Consider the following 13,324-nt stretch of genomic DNA (forward strand, 5'->3'; position numbering starts at 1 on the left):
GGTCCGCGGTTAGAAGCTAGCGTTAGAAATTGCCACTGGCTCCGCCACCAAAATCTCCACCACCACCGCTGTCTCCGCCTCCGAAGCCTCCATCTCCTCCTCCACCAAAGCCACTGTCTCCGCCTCCGAAGTCGCCGCTGGCACCTCCACCAAAGTCTCCTCCGCCACCACCGCCGAAGCCGCCATCTCCTCCGCCAAAGTCTCCACTGGCGCCGCCACCAAAGTCTCCACCATTATTATCACGTTCACGCTCACCAGCGTTTTTACCTAATTCGTAACCAGCCAGTCCACCCGCGGCAGCACCCAGGCCACCGGCCGCCCAGGGATTCATACCCTGATTCTGAGGGGGATAAGGTCCCTGATAATTGGGAGGATAGTTCCCCTGGTTATAGGGCTGATTGAACGGCGTCTGATTGGGACGGCGATTGAAGAAGCCACCACCAAAGCCACCATTACCAAAACCGCCAGCCATGCCACCACGGCGTCGGCGCAGAATGGCAAAGGCCGCAATCGCCAGCAGTGCAATCAAGCCAACACAACACAATGTGCCAGCACCAAACGAACTACCACCACCACCAACCCCAGGAATAAACGAGCCGCTATTATTACGGCCATTTAATGCCCCATTCAGAGAGTTAATCGCGGCGACAGTTGCATTGGTATAGTTCCTGTCGTTTTTCATTGAGCCAGTGAACGCATTTGTGGCATCTTGATACTGACTGGTAGACAGGCCTACATTTTTGCCGCCAACAATGGCGACATGACCGGAGTTAAATGCGATCACAATCATATCCGCGTTTTTGATACTACGTTTCGCTGTCTGGTCAAATGCAGAGTTTGAAGTGCTTGAATTGACAGCATAGATATCAATCGGCTTTGATAATGATGAGGCCGCGCTCTGGACCTGGGATCTATTTAATACGCCGGCAGTGTCATAAATGTTTACAGAATTCGCCAATGCAGCCGTGGCTGAGATCACGATCAGGCACAAGGCAGCAAAAGTGGCGAGTACCCCTTTGCTTGATCTCCTCATCAAGGAGTCTGAAGATGTCTTGTCCATATAAATCCTTCCGTTGGCAACGTTCTTGAAACATAGGTGCAACCTGCGAAGACCTTCCCTATCGACTTCAAGCACAACTGTTGCGTTAAATAATCTATCTGTAAGTAAGATAAACGTGCCTCAAGTGGCTCTATCCAATCACAACCCGAACATCAACTTCCCGGTAACGCTCTTACGTTATCTCAGCACTGGTCATTGACTCATTATATCTACGATCTACATCGGACATGGTTGTGGGATCTTTATGGTTCAAATTATTCATACAGAGACAGAGAGACGTTTCATCTGTTCTATCAGGAACACGCGACAAACCGTACAATAGATACACAGCCACGGGCCATACGAAGCGACCAGAACACTGTGCTACAATGAAAAGATAAACCATTGTTTGAGCTTATAGCATTGTGGAGTAGAAAAATCACATGAGCACGACACCTTCCGGACGGAAACACCCTTTTGTTCTGATTATTATGGATGGATGGGGTATCAATCCACGCAAGGAGGGCAACGCGATTGCCCTGGCCCGCACGCCTAATATCGATAAAATTGCGCGCGAATGGCCCAATACTGTGGTCAAAACCTCGGGGGCCGCGGTCGGTTTACCAGACGGCCAGATGGGCAACTCGGAGGTAGGACATCAGAATATCGGCGCTGGCAAACGCGTTCTCCAGGACTACACCCGCGTCAGTGAAGCGATCCAGGACGGTAGTTTCTTCGAGAATCCAGCTTTTCTAAAAGCCATTGAACATGTGAAGAAAAATCAATCCCAACTCCATATTTGTGGCTTGCTGGGCAATGGCGGCGTGCATGCCCATGAGACTCATCTGGAAGCGCTCCTGCGCCTGGCAACCAAGCACAATATCGAGCGTGTCTATATTCATGCATTTACCGATGGCCGTGATACCTCTCCCACCGGCGGTATCGAGTTTATGCAGCGTCTACAGGCGCGCGCGCAAGAAATTGGTGGCGAGCATCCAGCTAAAGTGGCAACGGTCACCGGACGCTACTATGCGATGGATCGTGACAACCGCTGGGAGCGTACAGGGGCGACATACTGGGCGATGGTCCGAGGCGAGGCCAAACAGCAGGCAACGTCTCCACTCAGTGCCATCCAACAATCTTATGATGCGGGCGTCACCGACGAATTTATTTTGCCAACTGTCATCATGGAAGATGGACATCCTGTAGCAACTATCGGGGCAGGTGACGCTGTAATCCATTATAACTTCCGACCGGACCGGGCACGGCAATTAACCAAGGCCTTTGTGATGGAAGATCTTCCCCCACAGGCTGAAGGCAAATTTGAGCGTGGATCCCGTATTCCTGATCTGGTGTATGTGATGATGACCCGCTTCGAAGAAGGATTGGAAGCTGAAGTAGCTTATAAAGCGGATGAGGTAGAGATGCCACTGGCACGAGTCATTGCTGACCAGGGCATGGCACAATTCCATACCGCCGAGACAGAAAAATACGCCCACGTGACCTTCTTTATTAATGGTCGCCGTGAGGTACCGTTCAAAGGTGAGGATCGCATTCTGGTTCCTTCACCAAAGGTTCCTACCTATGATCTACAGCCTGAGATGAGCGCCGCGGGTGTTACCAATGCAGCCATCGAACGCATCCAGAGCGGACTGTATGATCTGATTATTATGAACTATGCCAATGCTGATATGGTTGGTCATACTGGCGTTATTGACGCTGCGATTAAGGCCGTGGAAGCCGTGGATACAGGAGTAGGCCGTGTTGTCGAGGCGACATTAGCCGCTGGTGGTAGTGCCTTGATTACCGCCGACCATGGCAATGCAGAAAAACTCATCGATTATGCTACTAACAAACCATTTACGGCCCATACAACCTTCCCGGTGCCGCTCTACTTTGTATCGCCTCGCTTCGCTCAGGCAAAACTACGCAGCGACGGTATTCTGGCCGATGTCTCCCCCACGGTCTTACAGGCCATGAATATTCCACAACCAAAGGATATGCAGGGCCACTCCCTCATTTTACCTTAGCTTAATCAGTCCATTACAGTGCATTAAAGATGTATCGAGGGTTATCCACATTTTTATTGAGGATGTGGATAACCCTCGATAATGTGGATAACTTTATTAGCTGATGCGCTCAATCAAAGTCGATGGCACGACTTCAAAAGATCCATCTTCCAGACGTAATCGTACAGCGCGCGCACGAATACCCGAAGCAAAAGATTGTTCATACGCAAAGAAATAATCAATCACACCCACCATGCCGATCTGCTTACCGGCACAAATACGCACTTGAGAACCAAGCGCCAGAGTGATATCCGGTTGGACCGGCTGCCAACCTTTTTCTAGCTCGCCTAATGGTATCGAAATCGCTAATTCGGGGAATTGTCCATCGCGTAAGGAGAATGCTCCTGACAGCAATGCTATTGATCCTTGATATTGATGCAGAAGACTCAAAATATGGGCAGGCATGATCGCTGAACCAATACCCTCGGTCAGAAGGATTGTCAAAGGTGGCAACTGCTCAAGCATATGTTCACGATTAAAGCTTCTGAGCAATTGTAAATAATCAGTGCGCAAGAAACCTTCGAGATCCCGCAAAGTGATACTGCTGGCAACGACACCAACCACACCAGAGTTCAGTGCCTGGTGCAATAACGCAAAGGTCAGTGAGCCTGGGACAACCAGAATAGCGCCAGGGGGAATTGGCTGAGGACTATAGATACTGGGAGTGCGCCACATGGTTAGTACGCCTGCAACCTGGCGGCCCGCTCCGACTGCACCTTGTAGGAGCGCTGCATGACTCTCAATCACCACTCCCCCACGAGGTGTAAAACCGATCACACGGCCGTGGAGTCCAGATGGAATGTCGATGTCTGAGGAAGGGTTAAAAAGAGTTGGTGAAGAAGAGAAGGACCGCGCATGAGCAGAGTCAGCATTTGCCGCTTTCTGCTCATGCGCTACTATGTTTTCAGGCGTTGATATTCGCAACACAGGTTGATCCGGCACCACTTCCTGCTCGCGATAAACTAACGGGATGCTCTTGCCCGTATATCCCTCTGGCCAACGTTCACGTTTGATGATAGTCCGCGGGAGCACAGGCCACCCTGACGAATAAGTCATGGCAAGAACCTCCCAGTCGAGTAATCTTCCCGATTACGCCCCCAGCGCTTGAGACCATTGAAGTAAACGCGCCTGCCGCTCAGTATCATCAACGGGTAAGGCCAGCGGACGACCGCGGGCATCAATGATAAGTCCGATCAGACCACCATCGATCTCTTCAGCGGCGCGTGCACGTTCTCCAGGTCCAAGCCCAACATCGACCGTTGGAGCCGGGAATAATGTTAACAGAGCTTGTTCGTTCATCTGTAATGGTATTACTTCGATTGAACCACCCATCACATCAACGTTCAATTGTCTGCCATTACTATATTCTACCCCAACGCGCACAGCCAGTTGGCCCTGCTGAACATTACCGAAAGGAATCACGCAGGTCCCGAGTCGATGCGAGACAGCATCATTTTCATTGACCTGCACCGCCATTACGGGAGCCGCCGTAGCAACTGCCCCCAGTTGTGAAATCAACATAGTGCTATCAACAACCAGAGAAGTAACACCACGTGGCTGCAAAGCATCCAGCAGCATCATCGCCACCTGACCATATTTGGGTGCGTGCGAGAGTACACCACCAGTGGCCAGAATAAGATCAGTATCGGGCAATTCCAGCTGGCTACTTTTGCGAGCCGCTTCGACCGTCAGTGCAATTGCTTCACGGGCAAATGCCTGCATCAGGGCCAGTTCCCGCGAATCTGTCGGCAAAGTCTGAGGATGAAGCATATGGTTCAGCACGAATTGGCGAACTTCATCCTCTGTGATCAAGAATGGAAGCCAGCGCGTAATACGCTGTAACCCTACTTTTTGTAAGATATCACCGATATTCGTTCCCACGCCGATGCCTGAATTGACCATGGGAATAAATTCACCCTGCTCACCTGCTAGCATAACAGTGGTGGTACTACCACCAACATCAACCGCGGTAACATTCATCGCGTAATGCTGGGCCAGGAAGCGCACCAGACTACTGAGAGAGGTTGCTGAGGCTACAGGAGTCGTCAGAGACCAGTTACGGAGTCGATCATAGCCAGGCACCTGCTGTAGTCCTTCTTGTTCATGAAGTGAGCCAATGGCGGCACTGACTGCACTGAGTTGCGTGGCACTACTTAAAGGCTCAACCCGTACGATATCCGCGACATTTTGCAGCATGCGGCGCACAGCCTCTACATATTGGGGTGCGCCTGCATAGACAACCGAGTAGCGTTTTGGTGTGCCATCGGCTGCAACCGCATTACCTTGCCTGGCATTCTCCTGGGCAGCACTGATTAACAACTGACAGGCCTCTTGCAAAGGTGCAGGCCCGGCTGGACCATCTGCTGTGCCAACAACTAAGGCTGCTTGCGGCTGCATTTCGCGCAGACGCCCGACCTGACGCTCCCACTCCATCGCCACGCGCTCCTGAGTCCAGGCGGCATTGCCACCAGGTCCTCCAGTGGGCACACCAGCGTTGGCAGAAGTAGTTGCAGCCACATACGAAGGAGAAGGGACCGTTTGTACCTGAGCATACAAGCCAGAAACAGCCTGAGAAGCTAAACTATCTAATTCAGGAGTAACTGCACCCAGGGTAGCTACACGCAGAGGATCACCGGCGCTCACAGTAGCAATAAAAACATCAACACCCTCTCCATCAGGTCTCTCGGGTGAAATAATCTGCTTATCCGCGACGAATTTTCTTCCAGTCACAAATTCAACCACGTTAATGGCTTGAATAATGCCTTCAGAAACATCCTCTAGAGGAGGTTTAACCGTTGATGGCGCTTCCCCACGCGCCATCAAACGATATTGGCCTTCAACCAGGCCAAAGAGCGAGACCTTTGTAAAAACGGCCCCACAATCAGCGACCAGCAGAGAGTTAGGGGTCGCTGAATTCTGTTGAGCTGGACCCTGTCCACCCTCTGGATAGGGTTGTGTATACATTTCCGGTATCCTTCTTCTCTCCGACTAACGAGAAAGCCACTCGCGAATTGCCTCGAACAATCCACGTTTTTTGTTGTTCTTTTGATCAGCCGCAGGATCAGACGACGCTGACGACGCTGCTGATTGAGGATAGGCATTGCTAGAATAGGATGGGGCTGCATTCAATGGTGAGTTCGTGTTAAACGAAGGCTGACCACTCATCGCAGGATTACCTCCCATAGCTGGATTGCCCTGTCCCTGGCCTGGATAATTATTGCCATACCCTCCCGAAAGACTATTGCCTGCGGCATAGTTCTGTGGGAATACTCCACTCATACTCTGAGGAGTATTCGGCATACTACCCATATTTGCCTGTGATCCCATGGATCCAGGTTGATTCATCTGACCATATGCGTTGCCCTGAGCAGATTGCCCAAAGCTATTGCTCTGGTTTGGTTGTCCAAATGGATTATTTGCCTGGCCTGGCTGATTGCTTTGTCCAAATGGATTCCCCTGACCGGGTTGTTCCATCGATGGCTGCTGCTGTTGCTGCTGCGCAGGATAATTAGGAGTTGCTGACGCCACACCAAGCATAGATGCAAAAACGTTAGCCGCCAATTCACTGCTCTCATTAGGATTGACTTCGCCACGCGGTCGGCTTGGGACACGCATGTTCTCTGGACGCGGAGGCACACCATATGCACCAGGTCGGACACCAGAATTCATCCCCTGCTGAGGTGATGACTGGCCAGAAGCCGAGCGCATCCATTCAGGCAATGCATTAGGATCAATAAAGGATGCGGCAGATAGCTGATTACCATCAGGCTGGGCACCCGTTACCGGCGGCGTCTGCATTGGTGGCTGAAGGCCCGCTGCAGGTTGCTGATTACCCTGGGGCCACGCTGCATTAGATGCTGGTGCTGGCCAGGCCGCGCTTTGGGCGGCTGGAGCCGGCGGATTATTTCGCGGCTGTTGACCAGAATTTTTGCCACCCTCCTGTAGCCATTGAGGAAGGGCATCAACATCTAACAAAGATGAAGCCGAAAAACCTGTCTGGCCAGGCACAGGTCCACTCGGTGCTGGCTGGCTCTGATTCATAGGAAAAGAGCTACCGGTATTGCTACCACGCTCATTTTGCGGCTGTGACTGCATCCATGATGGTAATGATTGCTTGTCAATCAGATCTTTTGCCGAAAAACCTGTCTGGCCAGGCGCTGGTGCGCTCGGTGCTGGCTGACTCTGATTCGTGGGAAAAGAGCTACCTATATTGCCACCACGCTCATTTTGTGGCTGTGACTGCATCCATGATGGTAATGATTGCTTGTCGATCAGATCTTGCGCCGAAAAACCCGCTGCAAAAGATGGAGCAGGGGAGGTCGGTGGCTGCGGCTGCTGAGGCGCAACCTGCTGCGGAACAGGATTGACCTTCGGAGCTGGTTGCTGTTGTTGCAGGGTCCGCATCCAGTCAGGCACATTATCTGGTTGAATCAGGCTGGATGCCGCCACACTTCCAGGCGCGGAAGGTTCTGGAGCGGCTTTTGACTTCCCCTCTTGCATCCAGGACGGCAATGATTTCTCATCAATTAAAGATTGGGCTGCAAATCCCTGAGATGGAACCTCTCCACTTGCAGGTATCTGATCCGACTGAGAGGCGGAACGCGCAGATACTGGAGGGTTGGATGCGGTATTATCACGCGAATCCCCACGCTCCGAGCGCATCCAGCTTGGAAAAGCCCCTTCTTCAATCAAATCAGCAGGAGAGAAATTTCCCGGGTTATTGGCAGGTGGCGCCGAGCGCTCACCGGCACGCAACGACTCCAACCAGGCTGGTAATTCTGGTTGGTCTTGAAATCCCATACGTTGGGCTGGCCCATTTTCAACCATGCCAGCGAGTGGTGCGCCACATGCCTGACAAACTGCGCCAGCAGGGGTCATATTTCCACAGCGGTTACACTTGATCACTTTTACTCCTCACTTTCGCCAGGCCTCGTTCTTGGCAGTGTATCACTCTTTCTCCAGCTTGACAACGCTCATGATTTACAAGATAAGACATGGTGATATGATACAATACGCACGGTATCACTTATTCCAAAAGTACTATACAGGCAGGAGAAAGCTATGGATGAGCACAAACAAGCGCAGGGAGGACAGGTTTATCTATCTCCTCCACGGCTCTGTCTGACCCTTCCATTACCACCAAGCATCAATCAACAATATGCGACTGTTAATGGCCACAGGGTTAGTACCCAGGTTGCTCGACGCTTTAAACGCGATGTGCGCAGCCTGTTACGCCAACTCGAACAACAGGGAAAACTCTCTGAAGCATTACGCGTCCAGTTCCAACAAAGTCACCTGGCACTCCTGCTGGATTTTTATTTCGCCACACCGCTTCGCCGGGACCTCGATGGAGGCCTGAAAATCACGCAAGACGCAATCTGTGAAGGATTGGGACTTAACGACAATCGTGTGGTGGACATTCATTTAATGAAACATATCGACCCACTTCATCCTCACCTCTACGTCGAGTTGGAAACGATACTCGACTGGCAGTTTGACAAAGAGTATGTTCTTCTTACATAAAGAGCGATACTTGCTTTGTACTACGCCTTCTTTAAGATAAAACTGATAACAACTGATTTCTGTAACAAAAGTCGTATCAATTTTTGATGAGGTACTATTGTATGTCTACTCTATCCAATTTTCTGCGGCGATTCTCTTCCCTCCGGAAGCCAGCTAGCAGAAACGAAAAACAACAGACAGGACTCCGTTTAGGCCTGGGACTCCTGTTTAGTAGTGGTATTGGTTTACTGGCTTATAAACGACACTCGTTAAGCCGTAGTGGTATCCTGGGTGCGGTTACCACGGGTACCACTACTTTTGGTCTGGGTGGTTCCCCATGGGGATTATCCCTGATCTTCTTTTTTGTCTCCTCAAGCCTCTTTTCACACTTTCGGGCGGCCGACAAAGCAGAGACTGCGGCCGATAAATTTAGCAAAGGGTCACAACGTGATCTGGCACAGGTAACTGCTAATGGTGGCGTGGCCACAGCTATGGCGTTAGGATATGGATTAAGCCAGGCTCCTGCTTTACGTTCTAGTTTTGAAGCGGGCTTCATAGGTGCTCTGGCAACAGCAAATGCAGACACCTGGGCAACGGAAATTGGTGTGCTAAGTCAGCAACCACCACGTCTTATTACTACGGGTCAACCTACTGTACCGGGTACATCGGGTGGTGTAAGTCCTCTGGGTGCTGGCGCGGCTGCCACAGGTGCCTTCACGCTAGGCCTGGTTTTTACATTGCTTAAGCGCCAATCTTCATTCTCCCTTCCTCCCATTGCCCTGGTCAGCGGTCTGGCTGGTAGTATGTTCGATAGCCTGCTCGGTGCCACCGTACAAGCCATTTATTACTGTCCTGTTTGCCAGAAAGAGACCGAACGCCGCGTACATAGCTGCGGCACCACGACCGATCATCTGCGTGGTTGGAACTGGATGGATAATGATGTGGTCAATCTACTCGCCACGCTATGTGGAAGCCTGACAGCTATATTGCTCCATTTACCCTTTCGACCTACGAAAACACGTCACTAGTACACTGTCAACGTTCATGCGAAAGGCAGGGGTGCAGGGGATGAACATCCCCGGACTGGGTTCCAGGGCTGTGCCCTGGCCTCCCTCCCCTCTCCCGCCAGCTGCGGCGAGCCTTTTCAGTGAAGCCTGACAAAGTACTAGAAGAGAACAGGTAACGACCCTTGTTTGAAAAGTGCAGGTGACTTGTTCAACATGGGTGATAAAAAAGGAACCATTATGCTGAATACCATACAAAAACTTATTACACCCACATGGCGTCCTGGAAAAGCGGCCCTAGTTGGTACAGTGGCGACTGCCGCATACAGTATCGCCATGGAGGGTGACAAATTTCTGATTGGCAATCGCTTTAGTGATGTGCGTTTCATCCAGGGGCTGCTGGAAGGGGAAAAGCAAACCCGAGCAATTTCTTTGCTATCGTGGTTCATCCATTTTCTGAATGGCGCTATCCTGGCTGAAATCTATGCCGCAGTACTGAAACGCTTTCTGCCGGGTCCTGACTGGCTTAAAGGGGCCATCTTTGGTGAAATTTTCATTGTCAGCGCCTGGTGGCTTACCCCCCTGGCAGACAAACATCATCCGTTAATCAAGAACAAAGAATTGCCCGAATTAGCCAACTGGACATCTTTCTGGCAAAACATTGTGCGTCATCTCGTATTCGGGCTGACACTGGGACTCCTCTATAAAGAAAACTCATAGGGCCACGCTCGGGCGCTAAAGCATCAAGCTTTCTGTTAATATGGGATGTCAAAGACTAAAATAAATGGTGCGATTGATGAGCAATCGCACCATTTACGTCGATTTAGATCCATTTACTTATAAATGGCAGCCGATAATCCGGCCGAACCCAGGCCATAACCATTAACCAGATCCAGAGGATAAACCATGTCCACATCAGAATGCGTAACAAGAGTCCCAGGCCAAACGAAGTTAAAATACCCAGAAGAGGAATCCATGACAAAGTGGTATTTAACATCGTAACACCAAATATGAGTAACGAGAGTGTGCCAAATGTGATTAAAGATTGCCTCGCATGCCAACGCACATTTTCATTCTTCTCAGCCATTAATAGCACAAATCCCGATACCCAGAATAACGAATACGCCAGAACGCGCTCAATGCGCTCATTGAGTCCAAGTGTCGTCATTCTACGCATCATTCCAATGCCTCTCAGTTCTGCAAAATATGGACCACTACTCACAGCAGGCCCATGGCCCTTTGACCATTATCTCTACAGCTATATATACGTATAAAGCCAGATGACGTTGCAATTTCTCAATAGCTCACAGCTATAGCCATTATATAAAATGTGCCTGTACCACAAATTTTTTGTTTTCCTCATAACAGACAAAGGCAAAAAAATTTGTTATAACAGAATCAGAATAAAGAAGTACTGTCAATGCAACCATTTAAAACCATTAAACGTTTGATCATATGGATAAACCTTAGAATACAATAAGAACGCGATCAGCATGCTCTAAAAATCTTACTTGTCTTGCGTTTATCTATAGGAAGGGGTATCGGGAAATCGGTACTATTCCAAATACATCACACTGTCAGACAAGGTACAATAAGATCAATGGAAATACTTATTCAGGAATCTGATAATATCTTGTAGAGATATAAAAAAACATTGTTTACCAGGGAACTCAATAACCCGGTGAGACGATAAATAAAGTAGAATACTTCGAAATGCTAGTGGCGCCACTGAGGGAGGACATTCACATCATACTTATAATTCTGAGAAATGATGTGATGAATGAAGAACTTTATGCAGACAGAAATGAAACATCCAACAATGAAATCTGATCGCATGCGACATGTGATTCGTTACCTGACCGGTCTTGTCACTGCACTGGTTGGTTTATCGGATATGTTATCAGCCATTGTTCCCAGATTTAGCTGGAGCTTTTTCCTGGGCGCCTGGCCAATTCTAAATCATCGTGTGCCCGCGCAAACCTTTACCGTTGTGGTCGGTTTCTTTCTGATGGTACTTTCTTATGGACTGGCGCGAGGCAAGAAGCATGCCTGGAATATAACGCTTATTCTTTTAATACTTTCAATACTACTCCATATCAGGCGTAGCGGTTCCGTGCTGGCGACAATCATTGCGCTGGTGATGGCGATTGCTCTCTGCTCATTAGCCGGTTTCTTTCGAGCGAAAAGTGATCCACCTTCCGCTCGACGTGGGTATGTTGCACTTTGCCTGGGCTTGGGAATCGTTGTCTTCTATGCTATTGGTGGTTTTATCGCCCTTTATGATGATTTTGCGCCATGGATTGATCGTATTGGTATTCATGGTGTCATCCTGCACATCTTCGCCCATGGTAACTTACGAATTCCTCGTGGTACAGAAGCATTTTTCTTCCAGCACGCCTTACCAGTACTCTGTATTAGCGGCATCCTCTACGGTATGGTTCAGATCTTCCGACCTGTCGCAGCCGTTTTAATACCAGATACAACCACGCGGGACAAAGTAAACGAGATAGTCCAGCTTTATGGTACGAACTCCATCAGTTACTTCGCGCTCAGCGAAGAAAAATCCTACTACTTCTCCGAATCCGGTAAATCTGTCATCAGTTATGTCCTGCGTGGCAGCACGGCGGTTGTGGCTGGGGATCCGATCGGCCCGGAGGCCGAGTTGCCACTGATGATCAAACAATTCGTAAAATTCTGTCACGAACAGGACTGGTCTATTGTCTTCTGGCAGATCCGAGACAAGACAGCGTCCCTGTATCGCGCGGCTGGCTTCCGGTTGCTCAAGATTGGTGAGGACGCGATCATTGATGCTCAAAACTTCACGCTCAAAGGTGGAGCAATGGCAAATGTACGCTCCAGCGCCAAGCGGGCGGAAAAAGACGGCTTGCAGGTCATCTTTTATCGCGGCCACGTCACTGATCACGAACAGTTGAAACAGATGGAACAAATTTCGCAATACTGGCTGGCCGAAAAAGGTGGCTCTGAGATGGGCTTTAGCCTGGGTCACTTTGATGCCCAGGGAGATCCGCAACAGATCTATTCATTGGCTGTCGATGCACAAAACAAGGTCCATGCCTTTGTGTCATTCATTCCTGTCTATGGTCGCCAGGGCTGGGGACTCGACTTAATGCGACGTGCTGAGCAATGCGCGCCTGGTACCATGGAGCTTTTGTTAGCCCGTACCATTGAGCAATTGAAGAGTAATGGGTCCAAGATGATCAGCCTTGGAGTGGCACCATTGAGCAATGCCAATCAGGAAGACGATACCTTCCTGGGTACCAGCATTGACTTCCTGACCGATCGCTTTGGCAATCCCAGCAAAAATCAATCGCTCTTCAACTTCAAAAAGAAGTTCCAACCAACCTGGGAAAGTCGCTATCTGGTCTACTCAGACGCCTTAAGCCTGCCAAAGATTGGCTGGGCCCTCTACAACGCGCACCAAACTGATGCGTCGCTGCTGCACACGCTGCTGAAAACCGTCGCAGAATGGTTACAGACACGCAATGCCGACGAAAAAAATCGCGTCAATGTTCCTGAGGCTGCAAAAGTCTGAATAGAGCAACCAGAACATACATCAGCGATCTAAGAAGGGAGGTTGCAGGCAAGCCCGCTTGTAACCTCCCCTTCTTGTCTACAGTCGGCGGATGTGTTGTCAGAAAAGTTAAAACTGCCGTATAATTAGAACGATATGTGCACTTTATTTCAAAATT

At 49.9% G+C, this 13,324-nt stretch carries 10 protein-coding genes; 5 read left to right on the forward strand and 5 right to left on the reverse strand.

Features of this window, described 5'->3' with window-relative positions; genetic code table 11:
* Positions 1-22 precede the first annotated feature (22 nt).
* Entirely contained in the window at positions 23-1,060 is a 1,038-nt protein-coding gene (locus KDW_RS06575) for a hypothetical protein (protein ID WP_151755220.1), read from the reverse strand.
* Between the two features lie 422 nt (positions 1,061-1,482).
* Here KDW_RS06575 and gpmI point away from each other — a divergent pair, with 422 nt between their 5' ends.
* Entirely contained in the window at positions 1,483-3,069 is a 1,587-nt protein-coding gene (gpmI, locus tag KDW_RS06580) for a 2,3-bisphosphoglycerate-independent phosphoglycerate mutase (protein ID WP_151755221.1), read from the forward strand.
* Between the two features lie 96 nt (positions 3,070-3,165).
* Here gpmI and KDW_RS06585 read toward each other — a convergent pair whose 3' ends face one another.
* Genes KDW_RS06585 through KDW_RS06595 form a run of 3 tightly spaced genes read right to left on the reverse strand, consistent with a single transcriptional unit; the run spans position 3,166 to position 8,013 of the window.
* Positions 3,166-4,164 carry a hypothetical protein gene (locus KDW_RS06585; RefSeq protein ID WP_151755222.1) on the reverse strand — a complete coding sequence of 333 codons (999 nt, stop codon included), beginning with the start codon at positions 4,162-4,164 and terminating at the stop codon, positions 3,166-3,168.
* A 33-nt stretch (positions 4,165-4,197) separates the two neighbouring features.
* Positions 4,198-6,072 (reverse strand): glutamate mutase L, encoded by a 1,875-nt coding sequence (locus KDW_RS06590; RefSeq protein ID WP_151755223.1) that lies wholly within the window; start codon positions 6,070-6,072, stop codon positions 4,198-4,200.
* A gap of 24 nt (positions 6,073-6,096) precedes the next feature.
* Positions 6,097-8,013, reverse strand: a complete 1,917-nt coding sequence (locus KDW_RS06595) for a hypothetical protein (RefSeq protein WP_151755224.1) — start codon at positions 8,011-8,013, stop codon at positions 6,097-6,099.
* Between the two features lie 156 nt (positions 8,014-8,169).
* On the opposite strand from KDW_RS06595, the gene KDW_RS06600 reads away from it, so the two are divergent.
* The 3 genes from KDW_RS06600 to KDW_RS06610 all read left to right on the forward strand — a co-directional run bounded on the left by KDW_RS06600 (position 8,170) and on the right by KDW_RS06610 (position 10,334).
* Positions 8,170-8,631 carry a RusA family crossover junction endodeoxyribonuclease gene (locus tag KDW_RS06600; protein WP_151755225.1) on the forward strand — a complete coding sequence of 154 codons (462 nt, stop codon included), beginning with the start codon at positions 8,170-8,172 and terminating at the stop codon, positions 8,629-8,631.
* 101 nt (positions 8,632-8,732) lie between these two features.
* On the forward strand, positions 8,733-9,638 hold the full coding sequence (locus tag KDW_RS06605) for a DUF92 domain-containing protein (protein WP_151755226.1): 906 nt from the start codon (positions 8,733-8,735) through the stop codon (positions 9,636-9,638).
* Positions 9,639-9,854: 216 nt separating this feature from the next.
* Entirely contained in the window at positions 9,855-10,334 is a 480-nt protein-coding gene (locus KDW_RS06610) for a DUF6789 family protein (RefSeq protein ID WP_151755227.1), read from the forward strand.
* A gap of 103 nt (positions 10,335-10,437) precedes the next feature.
* On the opposite strand, the gene KDW_RS06615 is transcribed toward KDW_RS06610, so the two are convergent.
* Positions 10,438-10,794, reverse strand: a complete 357-nt coding sequence (locus KDW_RS06615) for a DUF4870 domain-containing protein (protein WP_151755228.1) — start codon at positions 10,792-10,794, stop codon at positions 10,438-10,440.
* A gap of 624 nt (positions 10,795-11,418) precedes the next feature.
* Between KDW_RS06615 and KDW_RS06620 the strand changes: the two genes are divergently transcribed.
* Positions 11,419-13,167 (forward strand): bifunctional lysylphosphatidylglycerol flippase/synthetase MprF, encoded by a 1,749-nt coding sequence (locus tag KDW_RS06620; RefSeq protein WP_162005009.1) that lies wholly within the window; start codon positions 11,419-11,421, stop codon positions 13,165-13,167.
* Positions 13,168-13,324 lie beyond the last annotated feature (157 nt).

The organism is Dictyobacter vulcani (assembly GCF_008974265.1).
Classification (GTDB): Bacteria; Chloroflexota; Ktedonobacteria; order Ktedonobacterales; family Ktedonobacteraceae; genus Dictyobacter; species Dictyobacter vulcani.